The organism is Methylosinus sp. C49 (assembly GCF_009936375.1).
In the GTDB taxonomy this organism is placed as follows: domain Bacteria; phylum Pseudomonadota; class Alphaproteobacteria; order Rhizobiales; family Beijerinckiaceae; genus Methylosinus.
On record NZ_AP022332.1, the window covers coordinates 3,050,472 to 3,075,690 of the forward strand.

Genomic DNA, 25,219 nt, shown 5'->3' on the forward strand with positions numbered 1-25,219 from the left:
TATGCCCCTCCCCCGTACATTGGGCTCATGCGCGCCGACTGTACCGATAGATTAGCCGATCGACCGGAGCTGTGCGCCTGCGCAAACTCCGCACTCGCTCAGCGGCCTGCGTTAGACCTCCGGCACGAGCCGGGCAGGAACTCGCGGCCACGTTGGTCGACGGCGCAGAGCCGCAGGCCATCTGGGTCTGGATCGCTCGCATTCGGGATCCACTGCGCCAGGCATTTATTGTTCTTGAGGCAGGGATCGGTGAGGGATTTCAGGAAGCTCAGAATATCTGCCACCTGTCCGTCGGTCAGCTCGACGTCGCGAATGACTCCGGGCATCTTGTCTTCGCGCTGCGAGCGAAGCATGTCGAGCGCGTTTTGCGTGTGGTCCTTGGCGAATTTCGAGTTGATGGGGCCGCCCGTGGCCGGGATCGTCTTGTAATCGAAGCTCGCGACCGCGCGCTCGACATTGAGATGATGCCGGACGATATCCTCGAGGGTGTTGTAGACCCCGCTATGGCCGAATGGCGCCGTCACCTCGACGCCGAGAAGCGTCGGCGTGCGATAGGCGTATTTGTCGTCGCGATGCCCAGTGACATGCGCGCGGCCCCAATCGTCGATGCCGTCCTCGATCGTGTTGAGGTCGGTCTTGCCACGGCCGATCTGCGGAACGGCGAGCACCCAATATTTTTCATCGGTGAAGAAATCGCCGGAATGGCAGGATGCGCAATTGGCGCCGCCTTGCTCGACCGTCGCGAAGAACAGACGCGCGCCGCGCTTTGCCGATTCGCTGATCGCATGGCTGTCGCCGCGCACATAGGCGCGCCAGGGCGTACGGGTGAACGTCATGGTCCGCTCGTAATCGGCCAAGGCGATCGAGATATTATTGGCCGTCACCAGCTGCTCGGGCGGCGACTGATAATCCTTGAAGCCGGCGCGGAACAGCGGCAGCCATTCATTCTTCGCGAACTGCTCGTTCGGATCGCCATAGCCGCCGAAGCGCGCTGCGAGCTTTTGGCGCACCTCGAGATCGGTAGCGCCCGGCGTCTGCGGACTTCCGACTCCCCCATAGGCCTTGCCGCGCATGGCGGCGTTGACCGCGGTCGGGAACATTCCATGCCCCGAGCTTATCGGCATGCCGGCTTTGAATTTCTCCTCATAGGAGATGTATTCCTGCCGCGGCAGCATGAAATTATTGAACATCCCTCGCACCGGCGGCGAATCGACAGGCGCGACGATGCGGCCGTCGACGCCGCTCATGCCGGGCGTGCCAGTCGTGCTGAACACGGTGCCGTCCCAGGTGATCGACTGATCCCAGAAGGCGAGGCCGATCAGCGTCGGCGAATTGCGCGGCATCGCCGAATCGCCGGTTCCGAAAGGCGGAAATGTGCCGGGCTTGTCGACGCGCTTACGCCCGGGGCCGAGCAGATTGGGATTATTGGCGCCGACGCCGACCGGCAGCGGCAGAGCGTCGCCGAAGCCGAGCATTGGGTGATGGCAAGTCACACAGGCGACATCCTTGCCAGGGCTCATGCCCTTAGACCAGAACAAGAGCTTGCCGAGCCGCGGCAGCGGGTCGGACAGCGGCGGGATCGGCAGCTTGCGGCTATCTATGGCGTCGCCCGTGAGGTGATGCTCGGCGATATAAGCGCGTAGCTCTCGATCGAGAGACGCGCCGCCGTGTCCGTCTTCACTCGCCGCCGCGCCGACAATGGCGCTCGCCGACAGAAGGGCTCCCGCGAGAACGGTTCGGATGTTCATCGAATTCTCCCGCTCGTCCGAGCTTTAAATGTTGAGCTAGCGCGCCGCGAGCGCCTCTGCGGAATTGGAAGGCGCGGGCGCGGCCGGCGTGTAGATCGGGATGATGAACTGAATGCCGAGCCGTGTGTCGCGCGCCGTGTTCTTCGCATAAAATGTGTGAGACAGCTTGATTTGCGCGCTGATCTGATTGCCGATCAGATAGCCGTAGAGAGCGCCGATCGCGACCGAGCTCTGCCGGTTCATATAGCCGACCGCAGGCTTGTCGAGATCCACCTCGCTGAAGGCGATGAAGCCCCATTCGGCGCGGCCGTCGCGCTTGATCGCCGTCAAATCGAAATTCAGCGTCTGCGGCGAGCTCGCGAAGGGATTAGTGTGTCCCGTCGCATAGAAGCTGTTGAGCGTGATGTTCCAATTGTCGCGCAAATAAGTAATTGCGAGATTCTGCTGAAACGCCGTGAAATCAGTGCCGAGCGCGCGCGTCAGCGGAGAGCCCGTCGATATCCATGCGCCTTCGCCGATCGCCACATTGAAGCCATGGCCGAGAAACCACGAGAACCACGTGCCGACATAGGAATTGTAAGTGCCGATTCGATGCAGGCCCTGCATGTTCACGTTGGCGACAACGAGCGGCACGGTCTTCAATTGCACGCGCGCGCCGGCGACTTCGAGCGGTGTGGAGAAGTTGAGAAAGGCCGGCACGCCGACCGTCGAGTTGAACTTCTCGTCGGCGCCGGAATTGAGAGCCATGACGCCATAGAGACCCGGCTCTGGAGCCCAGCCTTCCGGCAGGCCCGCCATGAGACCCGGCTGCTGGATCGAACCGGCATGAGATGGCGCGCAACCCATTGCCGACGCCAGAATCGACGCTGCGACGATATGAGCGCGCGCAAAGGCCGACGCGCCAAAGCGCTTACAATTGAACATCGCCCGCCCCCGCGAAGCTTGATCTAATCAATAATTACTTAATCCTTCCTGCGACGCCGGATGTCAACCCCGACCAGAGGTTGCAGCTTTCGCGGGAACGGGGCGCCGCTGCGCGACGGACGACGGGAAGCTCGCGGCGCCGCTGATCTTTCCGCCCGCCAATAAGCCTGCGTTCATAAGCGCGGAACGAGATCGATGAACGCCTCGATCGAAGCGCTCGCATCGTAAAGAGCATCTCGGCGCGCGTGGCGCATCGACCGCGTCACGGATCGCCATCGGAGATATTTCGCCATTGGTCTCTGCAGCAGAGCGCGCGACATGCCGACAAGAGCGAATCCCTCGAACATGAGGGCGGCGGCGCGCCTCCATGAAACGATTTGGAAGACCTATTCCGTCGTCAGGGCGGTTTCCACGTCGCTCGGATCGACGCATCGCGCGAGGCCGGCGGCGAGCTTGTCGCGGTCGAGCTCATTCTCCCACCAAGCGACGACGATGGCGGCGACGCCATTGCCGCAGATATTGGTGAGCGCGCGGCACTCGCTCATGAATTTATCGACGCCGATGACGATGGCCATGCCCGGCGCGAGGCGCGGATCGATGGAGGAGAGCGTCGCGCCGAGCGTGATGAAGCCCGCGCCGGTCACGCCCGATGCGCCTTTCGATGTCAGCATGGCCACGGTGAGAATGACGAATTGCTGCCCCGCCGTCAGATGCACGCCGAGCGCCTGCGCGATGAAGAGGCTCGTCAGTGTCATATAGATGTTGGTGCCGTCGAGATTGAAGGAATAGCCCGTCGGCACCACCAGGCCGACGACCGATTTCGAGCAGCCCAGGCGCTCCAGCTTCTCCATCAGTTGTGGAAGCGCGCTCTCCGACGATGAGGTGCCGAGCACGATCAGCAATTCGTCGCGGATATAGGCGAGGAAGCGCAATATATCGAAGCCGACGATGCGCGCGACGAGGCCGAGCGCGACGATCACGAAGAGGACGGATGTGACATAGAAGGAGCCGACCAGCCAGGCGAGATTGAGCAGCGATTGCGAGCCATATTTGCCGACCGTGTAGCCCATGGCGCCGAAAGCGCCGATAGGCGCGGCCTTCATCACAATGGCGATGACGCCGAACATGGCGTGGCCGGCCTCGTCGATGAAGCCGCGCAGCGCCCTGCCCCGTTCGCCCAGCGCCATCAGCGCGAAGCCGAACAGGATGGAGAAGAGCAAGACTTGCAGAATATCGCCTTTGGCGAAGGCGCCGATGACGCTGTCGGGAATGACGCCGAGCATGAATTCCACCGGCGTGCGCTGCATGCCGGGCTCGAGATATTTGGCGACGGCGGCGGGGTCCGCCTTGCCAGAAAAACCTTCGCCCGGCCGCAGCACATTGCCGACGAGAAGCCCGAGCGCCAGAGCGACGGTCGAGACCACCTCGAAATAGAGCAGCGCCTTTATGCCGACGCGGCCGACCTTGGCGGCGCTCTCGAGATGCGCGATGCCGGAGACGATGGTGCAGAAGATGATCGGCGCGATCACCATTTTGATGAGATTGACGAAGCCCTTGCCCATCGCCTCCATCCAGGGGCTCTTGGCGATATCGGGGAAATAGACGCCGAGCAGCGCGCCGAGCACGATTGCCGCGAGCACCTGGAGGTAGAGGCTATGCGCGCTTTTGCGCTTCGGCGCCTCGGCCATTTCGACGGCTACGGTCAATTTCTGCCCCTTTTTCCAGCTCTTTCGGCATTCCTAGACCTGGAGCAGGGACCGGGCAATGGCAAGAACCGCTCACGCGCTCACCATGTCGAGCCGCATCAGCGTTCGCGCATCGAGCGTCAGCGTCAGCGCGCCGAAAATCTCCTCGAGCTGGGCGACGTTCGTCACGCTGACGATGGACGCGGTGACGCCCTCTTGCGCCAGCAGCCAGGCGATGGCGATCTGCGCCGGCGTGGCGCCGATTTGCGCGGCTGCGCGGTCCAGCTCGCGCAATATATCGAGGCTGCGCTCGTCGAGAATGCCCGCGACGACGGCGCCGCGCGCCGCGCCGACCGTGTCCTCCATGGAGCGATATTTGCCTGTGAGAAAGCCCGCCTCCAGCGCGCGGAAGGGAATGACGCCCAGATCCTCCTCCATGCACAGCCGGCGCAAATCGCCCTCGTAATAGGCGCGGGTGACGAGATTGTAATGCGGCTGCAGGCAGGAGAAGAGCGGCAGCCCATGCGCTCGCGCGGCGGCCAGCGCCTCGGCGAGGCGCGGCGCCGAATAATTGGAGGCGCCGATAGCGCGCACCTTGCCGCTCTGAATGAGCGTCGCGAAGGCTTCCAATGTCTCATCGAAGGGCGTCGCCGTATCGTCGAAATGCGCCTGATAGAGATCGATGCGATCGGTTCGCAGACGGCGCAGCGAGTCCTCGGCCGAGCGGATGATATGCGCGCGGGAGAGGCCCTTGCCCACATTGGGCATGGCGCCGCCGACTTTTGTGGCGATCAGCACGCGATCACGCTTGCCCGTCGCCTGCAGCCAATCGCCGATGATGGTCTCGGACTCGCCGCCGCTATGGCCGGGAACCCAAGTGGAATAGGTGTCCGCCGTGTCGAGCAGCGAGAAGCCGCGATCGACGAAAACGTCCAGAATGGCGCAGGAGGCCGCCGCATCGGCCGTCCAGCCGAAGACATGGCAGCCGAGCACGAGCGGCGCGCAGGCGAGGCCCGAGCGACCGAGCCGACGTTGCTTCATCGAAACGCTCCGCTTCCGGTTCAGCTAGCAGTTGCTGTAATCTTCCGGGGCGATGCGGACATGCATGCCGTCGAGGCTCGAGTCGAATTTCATCTGGCAGGCAAGACGCGAATTGATCTCGCGGTTGGCGGCCTTGGCCAGCATGATGGCCTCGGCCGGCTCCATGGGGGGCATGGCGACGCCTTCGGGCAGATCGACATAGATTTGGCAGGTGGCGCAGGTGCAGCTGCCGCCGCATTCCGCGACCAGCTCCTCGACGCCGGATTTGCGGATCAGCTTCATCATCGTCGCGCGATCCTTGCCGGCGATCTCCGACCGTGTCCCGTCGCGCGTCTCGAGCGTGAATTTCGTCATCGTCATTTTCCGATGTTCAAGGAGAGCAAATCCACGCTCACGGTATGGCGGCTCGCCACATTTCCGTCGCGCGCCATGCGGACCGTCGCGAGGCCCGCCGTCTGGGCGGCGTCCAGTTCCTCCTCATTCTCCGACAGCACGAGCACCGCGCCGGGCGCCAGGCCCAGATTTTCGCAGAGATCGCGATAGGAGCCGGGCTCGATCTTCTGGCCGAGCGTGGTGTCGAAAAAGCCCTCGAACAGAGCTGTCACCTGCTCGGAGGAGGAATGACTCAGCAGCAGCTTCTGCGCCAATTCGGAATTGGACGAGTAGACGAAAAGGCGAAGCCCGGCCGCGGCCCAGGCCGAGAGACAGCCGGGGACATCGGGATAGAGCTCCGCCGCGAGCGCGCCCGACGCATAGGCCTCCTGCCAGACGAGGCCCTGAATGACCTTCAGCGGCGTCGCCTTGCGGCCCTGCTTCATCCAGCGCAGCAGCAGAGATTCCGCCTGAGTGGGATCGAGCTCGTAGCCGCCCATGAGGCGCCCGGTCTCCTCCAGCGCCTCCTCCACCTCTTCGTCCTCGGCGTGCTCGTCGATATAGCCGCCGAGCCGCGTCGCCGCGAGCGGCAGCAGCGTGTCGTTCATGAAGGTCATGGGCAGGACCACGCCTTCGAGATCGATCAGGACGGCGCGAATGGGCTCGCTCATCGCGCCGCCTCCGCCGCGCAGAATTGTCCGAATAACGCCATCGAAGCGCGCGCCTTTCCCGGTTGTTTCGGGAACGGCAGCATGATTTGTGCCGCGCCCTGCTCGAGGCTGTGGATTACTGCGCCGCAGCATGGCAAGAAGGGCGAGAGGGCGTAAGATCGCTCGCCCGTCGGCCCCTCCCTCACCCTCCCCCGCTCTGCGGGAGAGGGAGGCGGCAAACGCGACGCGAAACCTCGATGAAGCGCCGAATCTGCCCCCTCTCCCGCGTCGCGGGGGAGGGTTGGGGAGGGGGCGAACCCGCCGCTCCAGTTCTGGTCGTGCCCATGCGAAGCTCGAAAAAATCCGCCGCCCAAGCCTCTCTCGACGAGCTGTTCGACGGCAAGGTCATCTCCATTCGCGGCGCGCGCGAGCATAATCTCAAGAATGTCGATCTCGTCATTCCGCGCGACAAATTCGTCGTCTTCACTGGCCTCTCGGGCTCGGGCAAATCCTCGCTCGCCTTCGACACGATTTATGCGGAGGGCCAGCGCCGCTATGTCGAGTCGCTCTCCGCCTATGCGCGGCAATTCCTCGAGATGATGCAGAAGCCGGACGTCGACCAGATCGACGGCCTCTCGCCGGCCATCTCCATCGAGCAGAAGACGACCTCGAAAAACCCGCGCTCCACCGTCGGCACGGTGACGGAGATACACGATTACATGCGCCTGCTTTGGGCGCGCGCCGGCATTCCCTATTCGCCGGCGACGGGCTTGCCGATCGAGAGCCAGACCGTCTCGCAAATGGTCGATCGCGTGCTGGCGCTGCCGCAAGGCGCGCGGCTCTATCTGCTCGCGCCCGTCGTGCGCGGCCGCAAAGGCGAATATAAAAAAGAGATCGCCGACTATACCAAGCGCGGCTTTCAACGTCTGAAGATCGACGGCGTCTATTACGAGATCGCCGACACGCCGCCGCTCGACAAGAAATTGAAGCACGATATCGACATTGTCGTCGATCGCATCGTCGTGCGCGCCGACATTGCCGCGCGCCTCGCCGATAGTTTCGAGACGGCGCTGGAACTCGCCAATGGCCTCGCCGTGGTGGAATTCGCGGACAGCAAGCCTGTAAGCGCCGATGCGCCCGCCGCTGCGACGCCCGCCGCCTACGCCTCCACCCATTATGCGGCCGATCACATCGTCTTCTCGTCGAAATTCGCCTGCCCTGTCTCCGGCTTCACCATTTCCGAGATCGAGCCGCGCCTCTTCTCCTTCAACAATCCTTTCGGCGCCTGCCCGGTCTGCAGCGGCCTCGGCCAGGAGCAGGTGATCGACCCCGATCTCGTCGTTCCCGATCCAAAGCTCTCGCTGCGCAAAGGCGCCATCGCGCCTTGGGCGAAATCATCCTCGCCCTATTATGGGCAAGCGCTGGAGTCGCTCGGCCGTCACTATAAATTCCGCATGGACACGCCGTTCGAGAAGCTCGAGCAATCGGTGCGCGACGTGCTGCTGCACGGATCCGGCAGAGAGGAGATCCGCTTCTCCTATGACGACGGCGCGCGCGCCTATGACGTGAAGAAGCCTTTCGAAGGCGTCGTCGCCAATCTGCAGCGCCGCTTCCTCGAGACGGACAGCGAATGGGCGCGCGAGGAAATCGGCCGCTATATGTCGGCGGAGCCCTGCAAGGCGTGCCTCGGCTATCGCCTGAAGCCGGAAGCGCTCGCCGTGAAGATCGACGGCTTTCATATCGGCGAAGTGTCGGACCTCTCCGTGCGCGCGGCGCTCGACTGGTTCCGCGCTCTCCCCGAAAAGCTCGACGCCAAGCGCAACGAGATCGCGCATCGCATATTGAAGGAAATACGCGATCGCCTCACGTTCCTCGTCGATGTCGGCCTCGATTATCTGACGCTCTCGCGCGCATCGGGCACTTTGTCCGGCGGCGAGAGCCAGCGCATTCGCTTGGCGTCGCAGATCGGCTCCGGCCTCACCGGCGTGCTCTATGTGCTGGACGAGCCGTCGATCGGCCTGCATCAGCGCGACAATGACCGGCTGCTCGACACTTTGCGCAGGCTGCGCGATCTCGGCAATAGCGTCATCGTCGTCGAGCATGACGAGGACGCCATTCTCTCCGCCGATTATGTGGTGGATGTCGGCCCCGGCGCCGGCGTGCATGGCGGCCATATCGTCTCCAAAGGCGCGCCGCAGGAGATAATGGACGATGAGAATTCGCTCACCGGCCAATATTTGACCGGCGCTCGCCAAGTGACCCTGCGCCATGCGCTGCGCAAGCCCGACCCCGGCCGCTGGCTGAAGATCAGCGGCGCGCGCGGAAACAATCTGAAAAATGTCGAGGCGAAGATTCCCTTGGGCCTCTTCACCGCCGTCACCGGCGTCTCCGGCGGCGGCAAATCCACGCTCGTCATCGAAACTCTGTACAAAGCCGTGGCGCGGCGCCTCAATGGCGCGCATGAGCATCCGGCGCCTTTCGACAAGATCGACGGGCTCGAGCATATCGACAAGATCATCGATATCGACCAATCGCCGATCGGCCGCACGCCGCGCTCCAATCCCGCGACCTACACGGGCGCCTTCACGCCGATCCGCGAATGGTTCGCCGGCCTGCCCGAGGCCAAGGCGCGCGGCTATGCGCCGGGGCGCTTCTCCTTCAATGTGAAGGGCGGCCGCTGCGAAGCCTGCCAGGGCGACGGCGTCATCAAGATCGAGATGCACTTCCTGCCCGACGTCTATGTCACTTGCGACGTCTGCAAGGGCAAGCGCTACGATCGCGAGACACTGGAAGTGAAATATCGCGAGAAATCCATCGCCGATGTGCTCGACATGACGGTCGAGGAAGCCGCCGTATTGTTCAAGGCCGTGCCGGCGATCCGCGACAAGATGGAGACACTGAAGCGCGTCGGTCTCGATTATATTCGCGTCGGCCAGCAGGCGACGACTCTCTCCGGCGGCGAGGCGCAGCGTGTCAAGCTCGCCAAGGAATTGGCGCGCCGGTCCACGGGGCGCACGCTCTATATTCTCGACGAGCCGACGACCGGCCTGCATTTCCACGATGTCGCGAAATTGCTCGAGGTGCTGCACGAGCTCGTCGATCAGGGCAATAGCGTGGTCGTCATCGAGCATAATCTCGAGGTCATCAAGACGGCCGATTGGATCATCGATCTCGGGCCGGAAGGCGGCGATGGCGGCGGCGAGATCGTCGCGGCTGGGCCGCCTGCCGACATCGTCGCGGCGAAGCGCAGCCACACCGGCCGCTATCTCGACGAGGTGCTGAAACGCCGCCCGCCGCGCGCGGAAAAGACGAAAGCGACAAAAGCGGCGAAGGAGGCGCCTGCGCCCAAGCGCAAGCGCGCGGCGCAGGAGCAATAGGGCGCATATTGTGACGCCGAGGACTCGCGCCCGATCGGACTCGCTGGACCGCGAGCCTTCAGGCTCGCCCTCCCTCAGCGCTTCGCGTCGCGAGCAGCGAAATAAGAATCGATCTTCTCGCGCATCTCACGCAGGAAGCGCTCCTCGCCGAAGCCGAGCGCATGGGTGCGAATTCGCTCGGGCGAAAATTCCATGCGCTCGAAACGCGTGACCGCCTCGCTCAGCGCTTCGATCGTCTGCGCGTCGAAAAACACGCCTGTCTCATTCTCGACAACGGTCTCGGTCGCGCCGCCCCGGCGGAAAGCGATCACCGGACGTCCGCTCGCCATCGCCTCGAGCGGCACGATGCCGAAATCCTCCTCACCCGGAAAGATCAGCGCGCGGCAGCGCGAATAATGCCGCGTCAGAACGTCGAAGGGCTGCGGACCGAGCACGGTCACTGTCGGGCCGGCGCGGAGCCGGATCGCGTCCAGATTGGAGCCGCCGCCAATGACGACGAGCTTTTTGCCGATCGCATTGAACGCGTCTATCGCGAGATCGGGCCGCTTATAGCCGACGAGCTCGCCGACCATCAGATAATAATCGCCGATCTCATGGCGAGGCGCGATGGAGAAGGAGTCGGCGGCGACGGGCGGATGCACGACATCGGCGGAGCGGCGGTAATAGCGCTCGACGCGATGCGCGACCGTCGTCGAATTGGCGATGAAATGATCGACGCGCGTCGCCGAAAGCGCATCCCAATTGCGCAGATAATGGGTGAGCGGCGGCATCAATAGGCGCGTGAGCCGGCCGGATTCCTCGCGATATTCGTGGTACATGTTCCATAAATAACGCATGGGCGAGTGACAATAGCAGACATGCAGCGCCTCCGGCGGCGGAATGATCCCCTTGGCCGGGCCGGATTCGCTCGAGATGACGAGATCATAACCGCGCAGATCGAGCTGCTCGCAAGCGAGCGGCATGAAGGACAGATATTGTCGGTAATATTTCACCGCGCGAGGCAGAGATTGGATGAAGCTGGTCGTGATCGGACGCGAGAGGATCGTCTGTGAGACAGCGGCCGGATCGATGACATGGGTGAAGAGATCGGCCTGCGGAAACAGCCGTATCAGCGCTTCGACGACCTTCTCACCGCCGCGCATGCCGACGAACCAATAGTGAACGATCGCCACGCGCATTTATTTTCCCACCTCGACCCTCGGACAGAAGCGCGGGAGCGCGCAAATGACGAAGCCGGGCATGAGCCCGGCTTCGAGAATACAGTCGAAGTGATTAACATCCCGTGAGGGATTGCGCGCTCAGCTCTTGAGCGGCGTCTCCGGGACGCTGCGCGGACGCGCGCTGGCGCTGCGCGGCGCCGGCTCGGCCTTGCCGGCATCCTTGCCGCCGTCGCCGTCCTTCGCCTTTCGGCTCTTGCGCGGCTCGGCGCCGCTCTCCGCCGCCGACGCGCGCTTCTTGCCGGCCTCGACAATGTCGCGCTCGGGACGCGGCAGCACCGGCCCCTCGGGGAAGACGAAGCCCAGCGTCTTGGCGCCGCTGTCATCCGTCACAACCACCACGCGCACGGCGCCGCCATTCTTCAGCCGGCCGAAGAGAACCTCATCGGCGAGCGGCGTCTTGATATGCGTATGGATTACCCGGCCCATCGGACGCGCGCCCATAGCTTGGTCATAGCCGTGCTCGACGAGCCAGGACCGCGCCTCGTCGGAGAGCTCGATCGTGACATTGCGGTCGGCGAGCTGCGCCTCGAGCTGCAGGATGAATTTGTCGACGACGCGGGCGATCACCTCTTCCGGCAGATGGCCGAAATGGACGATCGAGTCGAGACGATTGCGGAACTCCGGGGCGAAGAGGTGATTGATCGCCTCATTGTCCTCTGCGCTATGCGTCTTGCCGCGCGTGAAGCCGATGGGCTTTTTGGCGAGATCGGCGGCGCCGGCGTTGGTCGTCATGATGAGGATCACATTGCGGAAGTCGATCTGCTTGCCATTGTGATCCGTCAGCTTGCCGTGGTCCATCACCTGCAGAAGAATGTTGAAGAGATCAGGGTGGGCCTTCTCGATCTCGTCCAGCAGCAGCACGCAATGCGGATGCTGGTCGATGCCGTCGGTCAGCAGGCCGCCCTGATCGAAGCCGACATAGCCGGGAGGCGCGCCGATGAGCCGGCTCACCGTATGGCGCTCCATATACTCCGACATGTCGAAGCGGATCAGCTCAATGCCCAGCGAGGTGGCGAGCTGGCGCGCGGCCTCGGTCTTGCCGACGCCGGTCGGGCCGGAAAAGAGATAGCAGCCGATCGGCTTCTCGGGATCGCGCAGGCCGGCGCGGGCCAGCTTGATCGCGGAGGTGAGCGCGGTGACAGCCTTGTCCTGGCCATAGACGACGCGCTTCAAGGTCTCGTCGAGATGAGCGAGCACCTCGGCGTCGTCCTTGGAGACGGTCTTGGCGGGGATGCGCGCCATGGTCGAGATGGTGGTCTCGATCTCCTTCAGGCCGATCGTCTTCTTGCGCTTGGACTCCGGCACCAGCATTTGCGCGGCGCCGGTCTCGTCGATCACGTCGATCGCCTTGTCCGGCAGCTTGCGATCGTGAATATAGCGGGCCGAGAGCTCGACCGCGGCCTTCAACGCCTCATTGGTGTAGCGGATCTTGTGGAACTCTTCGAAACAGGGCTTCAGACCCTTGATGATTTCCACCGCATCCGGGATCGACGGCTCATTGACGTCGATCTTCTGGAAGCGCCGCACCAGAGCGCGGTCCTTCTCGAAATATTGGCGATATTCGCGATAGGTGGTCGAGCCGATGCAGCGCAGCGTACCCTGGGCCAGCGCGGGCTTCAGCAGATTGGAGGCGTCCATCGCGCCGCCGGAGGTCGCGCCGGCGCCGATCACCGTGTGGATCTCGTCGATGAAGAGGATCGCATTCTTATGCGCCTCTATCTCCTTGATAACCTGCTTCAACCGCTCCTCGAAATCGCCGCGATAGCGCGTGCCGGCGAGCAGCGTGCCCATGTCGAGCGCGAACACAGTCGCGCCGGCGAGCACCTCGGGAACCTCGTTCTGAATGATCTTGCGGGCGAGACCTTCGGCAATGGCCGTCTTGCCGACGCCCGGATCGCCGACCAGCAGGGGATTGTTCTTCTGCCGGCGGCAGAGCACCTGCACGGTGCGCAGCACCTCCTGCTCGCGGCCGATCAGCGGATCGATGCGGCCGTCGCGCGCCTTGCGGTTGAGGTTCACGCAATAGGCCTCGAGCGCGCCTTCCTTCTTGCGCTGCTCGCCCTCGCGACCCTCGCGTCCCTCGCCCCGCTCCGCCTCGTCCTCGACGCCGCGCGGCGCACGCGAGCCGTCCGAGAGGCCCGGCCGCTTGGCGATGCCGTGGCTGATATAGTTCACCGCGTCATAGCGCGTCATATCCTGCTCCTGCAGGAAATAGACGGCGTGGCTCTCGCGCTCGGCGAAGAGCGCGACCAGAACATTGGCGCCGCTCACATCCTCGCGGCCGGAGGACTGCACGCTGATGATGGCGCGCTGCACGACGCGCTGGAAGCCGGCGGTCGGCTTGCAGTCGCCTGCCGATTCATTGACCAGATTGTCCAGCTCGTGATCGATGTATTCGCGCAAATTTTTGGCGAGCAGATCGAGATCGACCGAGCAGGCGCGCAGCACGGCGGCGGCGTCCTGGTCGTCTATGAGGCTGAGGAGCAGATGCTCCAAAGTCGCATATTCATGATGCCGCTCCCTCGCCGAGGCGAGCGCGCGGTCGAGTGACTGCTTCAGGTTGCGCGAGAATGTCGGCATCGATCGTCCGCCCTCACTTCTTTTCCATGATGCACTGAAGCGGATGCTGGTGCTTGCGCGCATAATCCATCACTTGCGTGACTTTCGTCTCCGCCACCTCATAGGTGTAGACGCCGCATTCGCCGACGCCGTGATTATGCACGTGCAGCATTATCCGAGTGGCTTCTTCCAGGGTCTTGTTGAAATATTTACGCAGAACGATGACCACGAACTCCTGGGTCGTGTAATCGTCGTTGAGCAACAAGACGCGATACATATTGGGCCGTCGCGTCTGCGTCCGCGTGCGGGTGATCAGCGCCGTTCCCGACCCCGGCCCACCGTCGCCGCCGCCTTTGCGAGGCTCTTTCCCGCCCGCGTGGGGAGGCGCGCCGTCGGCGTCCATGGCGAACGCAAACCGGCTGTCGAGCGTAAGATCATCATCGATCACGGTCACCTCGGCTTTCCTCATTCCCCTTTCCGATGTTTCGCCCGCGAAAGGCCCGGCTGACATCTGCGTAGCATTCTCTGTGCCGCGGGCCCCTGGTCGGCTTTCGCGGCGCCGTCGAAGCGGGGTAGCGCCGAGTTTTCTTTCTCGCGGGAGCATTGGCAAGACCCGAAAAGATGAAATCGCCGAAAAAGTCCGAGGCGCGCCTCGGATGCGGCGCCTCGGGCGCGCCGCATCCTTCGACAATACGCCTAGGACATAATGTGCCGCGGCGAGCGAACAAGTGAGCGGGCCGCGGCGGCGCATTCGGCGCCCGACGCGGTTTCCAAAAGGCGCCGCCAATGTCTCGATTCCGCCCCGCGGCGGCGCGTCGCAGTCGTCTACTTATTGAAAACCATGAGCGTAAACGCGTCCTTTACTCCCAGCGCCTAATGTCGCGCTCACTCAAACGCGTGGCGCGCGATTGAAAAGAGGCGCGAATGTCGATGCTCGATCGGTTTCGGCGGGACACGGCGGGTAGGCTCGTCGAAAAAGTTGCCTTGGGGTCGGCCGTGCTGGCGCTCGCCTGCGTGCTCGGGGCCAATCTGCTGTCGGCAAAGTTACAAAACGGCGAGCTGCCGCTTCTCGCTTTTGTCCATAAAGACGAGCGCGGCCGCGCGCAGCTCGCAGCGGCGCAGCCGGGCACGACGACTCAAATCGTGCATCGCATCGGCTTCGTCGGCGTCGATCACGCCGCCACCGGCTCGATCGCGCCGGGCCAAAGAGCCGTCGCGCCGGTCTCGCCCTGCGGGGCGGAGGCCAAATAAGACGAAGCTTCAACGAAAACATCCGCAGCGGCGCGGCGCCGCTCGCGATGGCCCCGAGTCAAATTCATTGACATCCGGCGCATTCGGCTTCAAGCATGGCGCGCGTCTTGCTCCCCAGCTCGTCGAGCAGAACGCCAGCGGAACATAACCGTCGATTTGCGACGGCCCGCCTCTCGAGGACGACGCGCGCCCCCGCGGCATTCGCGCGCCCTTCCCTTGCCAGATGTCATGAAAGCCGCGACCAGGACCATTGATGAACTTCGACGAACTCGGCCTTTCCCAAAAGGTCCTCGCGGCCGTTGAGGCGTCCGGCTACACCCAGCCCACGCCCATTCAGGAACAGGCCATTCCCCCCGCGCTGCAGGGGCGCGACATTCTGGGCATCGCCCAGACGGGCACCGGCAAGACGGCGGCGTTCACGCTTCCCATGCTGTGCCGGCTCGAGCAGGGCCGCGCCCGCGCGCGAATGCCGCGCACGCTGATTCTCGAGCCGACGCGCGAGCTCGCGGCGCAGGTCGAGGCGAGCTTCGCCAAATATGGCGCAAATCATAAGCTCAATGTCGCGCTTCTGATCGGCGGCGTCTCCTTCGGAGATCAGGAAGCCAAGATCATGCGCGGCGCCGATGTGCTGATCGCCACGCCCGGCCGCCTGCTCGACTTCTTCGACCGCGGCAAGCTGCTGCTGACGAATATCGAAATTCTCGTCATCGACGAGGCGGACCGCATGCTCGACATGGGCTTCATCCCGGACATAGAGCGCGTCTGCAAGCTGGTGCCCTTCACGCGGCAGACCTTGTTCTTCTCCGCGACGATGCCGCCGGAGATCACGCGCCTCACCGAGGCGTTTTTGCACAATCCGGTACGAGTGGAGGTCGCGCGCGCCTCGACGACGGCGGCGACGATCCGCCAGGCGCTGGTCGCCACCCACGGCCATGCCGAAAAGCGCGAGACATTGCGCCGGATCATCCGCGGCGCGGATAATTTCAAGAACGCGATCATCTTCTGCAATCGCAAGCGGGACGTCGCGATCCTGCATCGCTCGCTGGACAAGCACGGCTTCTCCGCCGGCGCCCTGCACGGCGACATGGACCAGCTCGCCCGCATGGCCTCGCTCGACGCCTTCAAGAATGGCGACGTCAATCTTCTCGTCTGCTCGGATGTCGCGGCGCGCGGACTCGATATTCCCGACGTCAGCCATGTCTTCAATTTCGACGTGCCGACGCATAGCGAGGACTATGTCCATCGCATCGGCCGCACGGGCCGCGCCGGCCGTTCCGGCACGGCCTTCACCCTCGTCACCGACGACGATCGCAAATATCTCGATCAGATAGAGACGCTGATCGGCAATAAGATCGATTGGGAAGGCCCCGGTCTCCACGAGCTGCCGCCGCCCTCCGAGGCGCCGGCGCGCGAGTCGCGCGGGCGCGGCCGCAGCGCGCGCGGCGGGGAGCGTGGAGGACGCCGTTCGTCGGCGGAGCGCGAGCCGCGCCGCGAGGCTCGGCAAGAACGCGAGCCCAGACACGAGCGCGAGCCGAGACAGGAGCGCGAGCCGAGACATGAGCGGGAGGCTCGCCCTGCGCGCCCCCGTCCCGAGCGGCCGCCGACCTATGGCGATCGCCGTGACCGCCGTCCGACGACGCGCCAGCACGAGGACGATGGGCCGCCGGTCATCGGCCTCGGCGACCATATTCCGTCCTTCCTGCTGCGCCCCGTGGTGCTGAAGCCGGCCAAGGTCGGCGACGAATAATCCCGCGCGAAAATGTGGAGGCGCCGCTCAGCCGATGAGCGCCTCCTCCACCAGATCGAGCATATGCTCTATGTCTGGATCGGCGTGAACGTCGCCGGACGGCTCTATGCGGACCATAGGGATTCCCCGCGAGCAATGGCGCAGGCAGCTGCGCCTCACGCAGGCGATCTCGCCGGCGGAAATCCCTTTGCCGAAATCGATATCGAGCGCCGCGCTCAAGCGCTCATGCAGCGCGCTCCCGCGTCCCTCGCGGTCGCAGACGTCGCCGACGCAGACGACGAAGCGGATCAGCGGCGGCTCGGTCATGTCGTTCCTCTCGCTCTGAGCCCGGCCGACCGGCGGATGCAATCTTCATGTCGTGGTGAATGAGCGACACGCGCCTTCATGCGCGATGATACGGGTGTCCAGAGAGGATCGTCGTCGCCCGATAGATCTGCTCGGCGACGAGGATGCGCACGATTTGGTGCGGCAGCGTCATGCGCCCGAAGGAAAAGACCGCGCCGGCCTTGTCCCGCACGGCGGGCGCCAGCCCCTCGGAGCCGCCGATCGCGAACCATAGCGATTTTACGCCCTTGTCCCTGTCGCACTCGACCATGGCCGCGAAATCGGCGCTGCTGGCCGGCTTGCCGCGCTCGTCGAAGACGACGAGCTTTCCGCCCGCCGGCAGGGCGGCGAGCAGGCAGTCGCCTTCCTGCGCCATGCGCTCGGCCGGATTGCGCGCCCGGCTCTCGTCGATTTCCAGGAGATCGAGCCCCGTGAGCCCGAGATTTCGCATCGCCGAGACGCGGGCGGCGTAACGCGCGTAGAGCTCGCGCTCCGGGCCGGCCTTGAGCCGACCGACACAGAGAATTCCGAGACGCATGTTCTCTTACGGACATTCACGCTCGGGCGAATGCCGTCCTGCCGTCCTGTCCCGTTTCGCCCTCAGGCGGTCAGACCGCGCGCAGCTCGCTCGGCCGCGCGCCCGCCCACATTTTCTCGAGGTTGTAGAACTGGCGCACCTCGGGCCGGAAAATGTGGACGATGACGTCGCCCGCGTCGATCAGCACCCAGTCGCACTGCGGCAGACCCTCGACGCGCGGCGCGACGAGACCGGCCTCCTTGCAGGCTTTGAGCACTCTGTCGGCGATGGCGCCGACATGCGTGGTCGAACGGCCGGTCGCGATGACCATGTCATCGGCGATCGTCGTCTTGCCGCGCAAATCGATGGAGATGACGTCCTCGGCCTTGGAGTCGTCGAGGCTCGTGAGGACTTTTTCGGCGATGGAGCCGGCGATCTGGCCGATCGGCCCGGAAGCCGGCTGAGACGGCGCGCGCGCCGCCCCGGGAAGACTTGTCGTCAGCTTGTGACCCTCATGCTTCGCGGCGCTGGCGCCGCGCTTCTCAAGATGTGCCGTTTTGAGCCCGAATGCAACCGCGCAAAAGCCAAAGCGCGCGGCGAAGGCTGCGCCCGCCGCGCGGCCACGTGCCGGCAACATCGACATAAGCTTTTATTAATCATAGAAAAAGGCGGAAAGAAGCGCGGCTCGCGCGACCGCCGCGGGCAGAAAAAAACCCGGCGAGAACGCCGGGTTTTGAGAGTGGGCCCCGGCCCATCGGGAGGTGGGAGGAACCTCAAAGCCGGAACAATTTTGGAGCCTACCCGATTCCTCGTCGCCGCGCCCGGCATAAAAGGTCGCATTTGTCCAGGCCCGGCCAGGAAAAGCGCCGACACGGCCTCGGTTCAGCGCCGCCCGAGCGGGCGGGGCCGAACAAAGCGCTTCGGCAGCGCCCGCAAATTCAATTCGCTAAATTCTGCGACCCGAGCCCCACGGCGCGCCTGTGGTAAAAATGTCACACGGGTGAAGATTTTGCAGCGTCGCCCGACGGAAGGCTCAGGGAACGAGCACGAGCGCGCCTGTCGTGCGCCGCGCCTCGAGGTCGGCATGGACGAGAGCGGCGTCCTCGAGCCGAAAAAGGGCCGGTCGCTCGAGCCGCAGCACGCCCTTCTTGATCGCGCGCACCACATCCTTGGTCATTTTTTCATAGTCCTTGCGCCGCGCAATATGCGCGAAGAGCGAGGGTCGCGTCGCAAATAGCGAGCCCTTCTGCGACAGAAGATTGATATCGAAAGCCTCGATCTTGCCGGAGGCGGAGCCATAGCTGACGAAAAGTCCGAAAGGCTTCAGGCAATCGAGCGAGGCGGGAAAAGTGTCACGGCCGACGCCGTCATAGACGGCGTCGCAGAGCTTGCCGCGGGTGATCTCCCGCACGGCGGCGGCGAAATCCTCGCTGCGATAGAGAATCGCATGCTCCGCGCCGGCCTCCTTGGCGATCTTCGCCTTCTCCTCGTCGCCGACGGTGGCGATCACCTGCGCGCCCAGCGCACTTCCCCATTGGCAGAGCAATTGGCCGACGCCGCCCGCGCCCGCATGGACGAGAATGCGGTCGCCCTCCTTCACCTTGTAGGTCCGCCGCAGCAGATATTGCGCGGTGAGCCCTTTGAGCATCATCGAGGCGCCGGTCTCGAAGGAAAAGGACTTCGGCAGCCTCACAAGCGAGGCGGCGGGAATATTGCGCGCCTCCGCATAGCCGCCGAGCGGTCCGACATAGGCGACGCGATCGCCGATCTCGAATTCATCGACCCCCTCGCCGAGCGCGACCACCTCGCCCGCGCCCTCATAGCCCGGAATGAAGGGAAGATCGGCGGGATAGGCGCCGCTACGCAGATAGATGTCGATATAATTGACGCCGATCGCCCTCTGGACGATCTGCGCCTCGCCCGGCCCCGGCGGCGGCAACTCGACATCCTCATAGCGCAGAACCTGCGGCCCGCCCGTCTCGTAAATGCGTATCGCCTTCACCATGATTTTCTCCGAATGACTTCGCGTCGCAAAATCCGCGTCGATTACGACCATGGATTGACGCAGGCGACAAAGCCAACAGATTTTCGGGTAGCGGCGGAAAGCCGCCGGTGGGCGGCTTCGCCTTCCCCTCCCCATGGTGTAGAAGGATTCCCGAAACGGAGACGCAGCACATGGCCGAGACATTGGCGGGAAGCCCCACGATCGACACGCAAATTCTCGTCGCCGGGGCCGGCTCCACGGGCATAGCCGCCGCCCTCGCCTTCGCCAACGCCGGCTGGCGGGTGACGCTCGCCGGGCGCTTCCCCCCGCCCCTGCCGGGCCGCACCATCGCGCTGTTCGAGGCCTCGGTGCGCTTTCTCGATTCGATCGGCGTGCTGGAGAAGGTCCGCGCCGCCGCCTGTCCGATCGAGACGATCCAGATGATCGACGACACGGACCAGCTTCTCCCCGTGCCCGATCTCGTCATGCGCTCGGAGGAGATCGATCTTCCCGCCTTCGGCCTCAATGTCTCCAATGACGAGCTGACCGCCATTCTGCTCGAGCACGCCCGCGCGGCGCAGAGCTTCGAGATCATCGAGACCGACATCGCCGACTATGAATTCGAGGAGGATGGCGCGACCGCGATCCTCGCGGACGGGCGCCGCATCGCCGCCGATTTCATCGTGGCCGCCGATGGGCGCGGCAGCAAGGCGCGCGCCGCCGCCGGCATAGACACGAAGGAATGGACCTATCCGCAAGTGGCGCTCACCGCTCTGCTGCGTCACGAGCTGCCGCACGACAATGTCTCGACCGAATTTCACACGCGCTCCGGCCCCTTCACTCTGGTGCCGCTGCCGCCGCGCGAAGGCGCGGAGCATCGCTCCAGCCTCGTCTGGCTGATGAGCCCGCGCGACGCCAAGCGCCGCGTCGCCAAGCCGCGCGACGAGCTGCAATACGAGATGGAGGATTATTCGCGCGAGAAGCTCGGCTCCATCACGATCGAGAGCGGCATAGGCGAGTTCCGCATGGGCGGGCTGCAAGTGTCGCGGCTGACGGCGCAGCGCCTCGCGCTGGTCGGCGAGACCTGCCATGTGTTTCCGCCGATCGGCGCGCAGGGCCTCAATCTCAGCCTGCGCGACGTCGCCGACCTCGAGGATTGCCTCGCCAGCGTCGATCTGCGCAATCCCAAGGAGCTCGCGCGCGCGCTGATGCGCTATGAAGTGCATCGCCGCGCCGATATCGGCTTCCGCACCCATGGCGTCGATCTGCTCAATCGCTCGCTGATCATCCCCTATCTGCCGATCGATCTCATTCGCGGCGCGGGCTTCATCGCCATGACGGCGCTCGGCCCGCTGCGTCGCGCCGTGATGCGCGAAGGCGTGGCGCCGCATCTCGCGCAGCCGCGGCTGATGCGCGAGGAGGCGCCCAAGGAGCCCCGCATGCGCGGCAAGCGACCGCGCGGCCCGGAGGCGCTGGTCGACGCCGCCAGAGGCGCCTTCGCCCATTTGCGCGAGACGGCCTCGCGCCTGGGCTGAGCGCGCGCGGGAGAAGGTCTCACAAAGACGGCGCGAATAGCGCCGGTATCGCGAGGCGGAACGCCGTGCCGTCGCCCGGCTGCGACTCGACCTCTATCTCCCAGCCGTGACGATCCGCGATAGATTTGCAGATCGCCAGCTCTATGCCGGCGCCGGCATATTCCACATCGCTCTGCGGCTGGCTGAAGGGCTCGAAAATTCGCTGCGCGAAATCCTGCTCGAAGCCGACGCCTTTGTCGACGATGGAGAGGCGAATGGCGCCCTGCTCCAGCGTCGCCGCGATCGTCACCTCGGCCGGCCGGCCGGGCTTGCGATATTTCACCGCATTCGCGACGATATTCTGCATCAGGCAGGCGAATTGCGCGCGGTCGCCGACGAAAGCGGCGGCGGGAATATCGACCTCGAGCCGCGTCGCGCCCGCTTCGATCGATTGCGCCAGCGCGGCGAGGGAGAATTGCACCTCCTCGCGCAGATCCAGCGCCTCCAATTGCTGATCGCCGTAGATAGTGCGCGCATAAATGAGCAGATCGCCGACGAGCTTGCGCCCGCGCACGGCCGCGCAACGCATATGCGCGCTCGCCTGCGCGATCTCCTCGCAGCATCCCGCCGCCATGGCGGCGTCGAGCCGTGTCGATTGCGCGGCGATCTCGTTCAACGGCTGCTGCAGATCGAGGGAGGCGACATAGGCGAATTGGCCGAGCCGCTCATTGGCGCGCTCGAGCTCCGCGACGCTGGCGGTGAGCGCGCGCTCCACCTCTCGCCGCCTCGTCATGTCGAGGATCGTGGCCGTCACCAGCAGCTCGCGCGCGGTCGCCAGCGGCGCGAGCCCGATCTCGACCGGAAACTCGCCGCCGTCGCGACGCCGCGCCTTGATCTCATGGCCGACGCCCATCATGCGGCGGCTCGGATCGGCGTAAAAGAGCCGGCGGTAGGCGGCGTGGCGGCGTTGGACGACCGCCGGCGTCAAAAGATCAACCGAGCGGCCGATCAGCTCATCGCGCGCATAGCCGAACAAAAGCTCCGTCTCATGATTGGCGTAGCGCACCAGCCCATCTGAGCCGACGATGAGAATCGCCGCCGGCGAAGCCTCGACCATCACGCGATAGCGATCATGCTCGACCGTCTCGGCGCTCATCCGCGCTCCCTCCGCGGCGTGACCTTCGCCCTCGCCCCCCGAAGGCGGCGGATGTGATATGTGAACGCCGGGGAGCGAAAAAAAGAGCCTGAGCGGCGACGACGAGGAAAGCCACGGTGACGCCCGACAAAGAGGAGCATCCGCTCGGCAGGCGCAAGATCGGCCTCGCGCTCAGCTCCGGCATGGCGCGCGGCTGGGCGCATATCGGCGCGGTGCGCGCGCTGACGCGCATGGGCGTCGTCTTCGATGTCGTCGCCGGAACCTCCGCGGGCGCGCTCGTCGGCGGATGCTTTCTCGCCGGCAAGCTCGACGAGCTGGAAGCCTGGGCCGCCTCGCTCGACAAGCGCAAGATCGTTTCCTATCTCGATCTCCAGCTCGGCTATGGCGGCCTCATCAAAGGCGATCGGCTGCTGATGGAGTTGCGCCGCGCGCTAGGGCCGCTGCGCGTCGAGACGCTGTCGACGCCTTTCGTCGCGGTCGCCACCGATCTCATCACCGGCCATGAGATCTGGCTGCAGAAGGGCGATCTCGCCGAGACGCTACGCGCCTCCTTCTCGCTGCCGGGCCTGTTTCCGCCCATGGAGGTGGACGGGCGCTGGCTCGCCGATGGCGCGCTGGTCGATCCTCTGCCTGTCGCCGCCTGCCGCGCGCTCGGCGCGGAGCTGGTGATCGCGGTCAATCTCAACACGGACATCATCGGGAAATCGCGCGACGCCGCGCGCATCCCTTCGACCATGGGCTTCGATCCGGTCACGCTGCTCGAGCAAAAGCAGAAACCCTTCGTCGCCTCGCTCACCGAGTCGCTGACGCGCGGCGTCTTCCGCCGCGACCCCGACCGGCCCAGCATTTTCGGCGTGATGACGACCTCGCTCAGCATCATGCAGGACCGCTTGACGCGCTCGCGCCTCGCCGGCGATCCGCCCGACGTTCACATCACGCCGCGCGTCGGCCATATCGGTCTGCTCGAGTTCGATCGCACGGAGGAAGCCGTGCGCGAAGGCGAGGCGGCGGTGGAGAAACGGCGCGAGGAGATTTCCGACGCGCTGCAGGTGATGGGGCTGATCTGAAGCGAACAGCGAGTGAGCTCGTCGCTCTATTCGCTCCCTTCCCTATTCCCTTCGTCCGAAATCCGGCGCCGCCGTATCCTGCCCCTGCTCTATGATGCTGCGGCGGATAGCGCGGGTGCGCGTGAACAGCGCGAACAGCCCGTCGCCGTCGCCGGTGCGGATCATGCGGCGCAGCGCCGTCAAATCCTCGTCGAAACGGCCGAGCATCTCCAGCACGGCGTCCTTGTTGTTCAAGAAAATATCGCGCCACATGGTCGGATCGGAAGCGGCGATGCGGGTGAAATCGCGAAAGCCCGACGCCGAGAATTTGATCACCTCGGACTGCGTGACCTCCTCGAGATCGGCGGCCGTGCCGACGATATTGTAGGCGATGAGATGCGGCAGATGGCTCGTCACCGCCAGCACCAGATCATGATGCGTCGCGCTCATCGTCTCGACATTGGCGCCGAGCCGCGTCCAAAAAGCCGAGAGCTTCTTCACCGCCTCGCCGTCGAAACCGTCCTGCGGCGTGAGAATGCACCAGCGATTTTGGAACAGCGTCGCAAAGCCGGCGTCCGGCCCGGAATATTCCGTGCCGGCGATCGGATGCGCGGGAATGAAATGCGCGCTGGCCGGCACATGCGGCGCGACCTGCGCGACAATGGCGCCCTTCACCGAGCCGACGTCGGAGAGAATGGCGCCCGGCGCGAGATGCGGCGCGATCACGCGCGCGACCTCGCCGCAAGCGCCGACCGGCACGCAGAGAATGACGAGATCGGCGCCCGTGACGGCTTCAGCGAGATCGGCCGTCGTCTCATCGGCGATGCCGAGCTCGCGCACGCGCGCCAGCACTTCTTCCGAGGCGTCGCTCGCGGCGATGCGCGTCGCGGCGCCATAGGCGCGCGCGCCGCGCGCGATCGACGAGCCGATGAGGCCGAGGCCGATCAGCGCGACCTTCTCGAAGATCGGCGCGCGCGGGTCAGCCATGCGCGGCCCGCGGCGCCGCGCGCCATGAGGCGGTGAATTCGCCGAGCGCCGCGACGACGAGGCGATTGGCCTCCTCCGAGCCGATGGTCAGCCGCAAGAATTGCGGCATTCCATAGGCGCCGATCGCACGCAGCACGAGCCCGCGCGAGGTGAGGAAGCGATCGGCGTCCGCCGCCGTGCGCCCGGCCTCGTCGGGAAAACGAATGGCGATGAAATTGGCGACGCTCGGCAGCACCTCGAGCCCCAGCGCCTCGATCTCGCGCGTCAGAAACGGCAGCCAGCGCGCATTATGCGCGATCGCCGCCTCGAGATGCGCTTTGTCCTGCACCGCCTCTATGCCCGCCTCGATCGCCGCGCTGCTCACATTGAAGGGGCCGCGCAGCCGGTTCAGCGCATCCATTATATGCGCCGAGCCATAGCCCCAGCCGAGCCGCAGCCCGGCGAGGCCGTAGATTTTCGAGAAAGTGCGCGTCGTCACCACATTGTCGCGCGTCGAGGCGAGCTCGAGCGCCGCCGAATAATCTTCCGCGCGCACATATTCCGCATAGGCCGCGTCGATGACGAGCACGACATGCGGCGGCAGCGCATCGGCGAGGCGCAGAATCTCGGATTTCGGCAGATAGGTCCCGGTCGGATTATTGGGATTGGCGACGAAGACGATTTTCGTGCGCTCCGTCACCCTCTCCAAAATCGCGTCGACGCTCGCTTTGTAATCGGTTTCCGGCGCGATGACGGGAACGCCGCCCGCGGCCAGAATGACGATGCGATACTCCAGGAATCCATACTGCGTGTAGATCCCCTCGTCGCCCGGCTCGATGAAAGCGTGCGCGAGCAGAGCGAGAATATCATCGGAGCCGGCGCCGCAGACGATGCGCTCGGGATCGAGCCCATGCGCCGCGCCGATCGCCTGCCGCAGGCGCGTCGCCGAGCCGTCGGGATAGGCGGCGATCTTGGGCGCCAGCGCGCGCAGCGCCTCCACGGCTTTGGGAGACGGGCCGAGCGGCGTCTCATTGGCCGAGAGCTTGAAGACGCGCGCGGCGCCCGGAGCGGCGCTCTTGCCGGGCACGTAAGCGTCGATCGCCAGCACGCTTCGACGCACGACAGGTTTGGTCATCTC

General features: G+C 64.8%; 21 protein-coding genes. 5 read left to right on the plus strand and 16 right to left on the minus strand.

What is annotated here, in order from left to right; translation table 11 throughout:
• Positions 1-98: 98 nt before the first annotated feature.
• The 6 genes from GYH34_RS14500 to mtnC all read right to left on the minus strand — a co-directional run bounded on the left by GYH34_RS14500 (position 99) and on the right by mtnC (position 6,441).
• Positions 99-1,748, minus strand: a complete 1,650-nt coding sequence (locus tag GYH34_RS14500; RefSeq protein WP_161914190.1) for a cytochrome c peroxidase — start codon at positions 1,746-1,748, stop codon at positions 99-101.
• A gap of 36 nt (positions 1,749-1,784) precedes the next feature.
• Positions 1,785-2,594 (minus strand): transporter, encoded by an 810-nt coding sequence (locus GYH34_RS14505; protein WP_161914191.1) that lies wholly within the window; start codon positions 2,592-2,594, stop codon positions 1,785-1,787.
• A gap of 464 nt (positions 2,595-3,058) precedes the next feature.
• Positions 3,059-4,360 carry a C4-dicarboxylate transporter DctA gene (dctA, locus tag GYH34_RS14510; protein ID WP_161915032.1) on the minus strand — a complete coding sequence of 434 codons (1,302 nt, stop codon included), beginning with the start codon at positions 4,358-4,360 and terminating at the stop codon, positions 3,059-3,061.
• A 90-nt stretch (positions 4,361-4,450) separates the two neighbouring features.
• Entirely contained in the window at positions 4,451-5,398 is a 948-nt protein-coding gene (locus GYH34_RS14515; protein ID WP_161914192.1) for an aldo/keto reductase, read from the minus strand.
• A gap of 24 nt (positions 5,399-5,422) precedes the next feature.
• Positions 5,423-5,752 carry a ferredoxin gene (locus GYH34_RS14520; RefSeq protein ID WP_108917533.1) on the minus strand — a complete coding sequence of 110 codons (330 nt, stop codon included), beginning with the start codon at positions 5,750-5,752 and terminating at the stop codon, positions 5,423-5,425.
• Between the two features lie 2 nt (positions 5,753-5,754).
• A complete protein-coding gene (gene mtnC, locus GYH34_RS14525; RefSeq protein WP_161914193.1) occupies positions 5,755-6,441 on the minus strand; it encodes an acireductone synthase in 687 nt (228 codons plus the stop codon).
• Positions 6,442-6,764: 323 nt separating this feature from the next.
• Between mtnC and uvrA the strand changes: the two genes are divergently transcribed.
• Positions 6,765-9,797, plus strand: coding sequence for an excinuclease ABC subunit UvrA (gene uvrA / locus GYH34_RS14530; RefSeq protein WP_161914194.1), 3,033 nt, complete (start codon positions 6,765-6,767; stop codon positions 9,795-9,797).
• Between the two features lie 74 nt (positions 9,798-9,871).
• Here uvrA and GYH34_RS14535 read toward each other — a convergent pair whose 3' ends face one another.
• From GYH34_RS14535 to clpS, 3 genes are all read right to left on the minus strand, one after another.
• A complete protein-coding gene (locus GYH34_RS14535; RefSeq protein WP_161914195.1) occupies positions 9,872-10,975 on the minus strand; it encodes a glycosyltransferase in 1,104 nt (367 codons plus the stop codon).
• Between the two features lie 120 nt (positions 10,976-11,095).
• Entirely contained in the window at positions 11,096-13,597 is a 2,502-nt protein-coding gene (gene clpA / locus GYH34_RS14540; RefSeq protein WP_161914196.1) for an ATP-dependent Clp protease ATP-binding subunit ClpA, read from the minus strand.
• A 13-nt stretch (positions 13,598-13,610) separates the two neighbouring features.
• Positions 13,611-13,979 (minus strand): ATP-dependent Clp protease adapter ClpS, encoded by a 369-nt coding sequence (gene clpS / locus GYH34_RS14545; RefSeq protein WP_161915033.1) that lies wholly within the window; start codon positions 13,977-13,979, stop codon positions 13,611-13,613.
• A gap of 521 nt (positions 13,980-14,500) precedes the next feature.
• Here clpS and GYH34_RS14550 point away from each other — a divergent pair.
• The gene (locus GYH34_RS14550; protein WP_161914197.1) at positions 14,501-14,827 is read left to right on the plus strand and encodes a hypothetical protein; all 327 of its coding nucleotides are present in this window, start codon (positions 14,501-14,503) and stop codon (positions 14,825-14,827) included.
• 253 nt (positions 14,828-15,080) lie between these two features.
• Positions 15,081-16,574 (plus strand): DEAD/DEAH box helicase, encoded by a 1,494-nt coding sequence (locus GYH34_RS14555; protein WP_161914198.1) that lies wholly within the window; start codon positions 15,081-15,083, stop codon positions 16,572-16,574.
• A gap of 27 nt (positions 16,575-16,601) precedes the next feature.
• Here GYH34_RS14555 and GYH34_RS14560 read toward each other — a convergent pair whose 3' ends face one another.
• The 4 genes from GYH34_RS14560 to GYH34_RS14575 all read right to left on the minus strand — a co-directional run bounded on the left by GYH34_RS14560 (position 16,602) and on the right by GYH34_RS14575 (position 19,420).
• Positions 16,602-16,880 (minus strand): (2Fe-2S) ferredoxin domain-containing protein, encoded by a 279-nt coding sequence (locus tag GYH34_RS14560; RefSeq protein ID WP_161914199.1) that lies wholly within the window; start codon positions 16,878-16,880, stop codon positions 16,602-16,604.
• Positions 16,881-16,956: 76 nt separating this feature from the next.
• Complete coding sequence (rlmH, locus tag GYH34_RS14565; protein WP_161914200.1) at positions 16,957-17,436, minus strand: 23S rRNA (pseudouridine(1915)-N(3))-methyltransferase RlmH; 480 nt, start codon at positions 17,434-17,436, stop codon at positions 16,957-16,959.
• Between the two features lie 70 nt (positions 17,437-17,506).
• A complete protein-coding gene (gene rsfS / locus GYH34_RS14570) occupies positions 17,507-17,851 on the minus strand; it encodes a ribosome silencing factor (protein ID WP_161915034.1) in 345 nt (114 codons plus the stop codon).
• Positions 17,852-18,448: 597 nt separating this feature from the next.
• Positions 18,449-19,420, minus strand: coding sequence for a quinone oxidoreductase (locus GYH34_RS14575; protein WP_161914201.1), 972 nt, complete (start codon positions 19,418-19,420; stop codon positions 18,449-18,451).
• A gap of 170 nt (positions 19,421-19,590) precedes the next feature.
• Between GYH34_RS14575 and GYH34_RS14580 the strand changes: the two genes are divergently transcribed.
• Positions 19,591-20,934 carry an FAD-dependent monooxygenase gene (locus GYH34_RS14580; protein ID WP_161914202.1) on the plus strand — a complete coding sequence of 448 codons (1,344 nt, stop codon included), beginning with the start codon at positions 19,591-19,593 and terminating at the stop codon, positions 20,932-20,934.
• Positions 20,935-20,953: 19 nt separating this feature from the next.
• Here GYH34_RS14580 and GYH34_RS14585 read toward each other — a convergent pair whose 3' ends face one another.
• On the minus strand, positions 20,954-22,069 hold the full coding sequence (locus GYH34_RS14585; RefSeq protein ID WP_161914203.1) for an ATP-binding protein: 1,116 nt from the start codon (positions 22,067-22,069) through the stop codon (positions 20,954-20,956).
• A gap of 116 nt (positions 22,070-22,185) precedes the next feature.
• Here GYH34_RS14585 and GYH34_RS14590 point away from each other — a divergent pair, with 116 nt between their 5' ends.
• Positions 22,186-23,136 (plus strand): patatin-like phospholipase family protein, encoded by a 951-nt coding sequence (locus tag GYH34_RS14590; RefSeq protein ID WP_161914204.1) that lies wholly within the window; start codon positions 22,186-22,188, stop codon positions 23,134-23,136.
• A 42-nt stretch (positions 23,137-23,178) separates the two neighbouring features.
• On the opposite strand, the gene GYH34_RS14595 is transcribed toward GYH34_RS14590, so the two are convergent.
• Together GYH34_RS14595 and hisC are read right to left on the minus strand one after the other, a co-directional pair.
• Complete coding sequence (locus GYH34_RS14595; RefSeq protein WP_161914205.1) at positions 23,179-24,102, minus strand: prephenate/arogenate dehydrogenase family protein; 924 nt, start codon at positions 24,100-24,102, stop codon at positions 23,179-23,181.
• Positions 24,095-25,216 (minus strand): histidinol-phosphate transaminase, encoded by a 1,122-nt coding sequence (gene hisC / locus GYH34_RS14600; RefSeq protein ID WP_161914206.1) that lies wholly within the window; start codon positions 25,214-25,216, stop codon positions 24,095-24,097. The genes GYH34_RS14595 and hisC overlap by 8 nt, the downstream gene beginning before the upstream one ends.
• Positions 25,217-25,219: the final 3 nt, after the last annotated feature.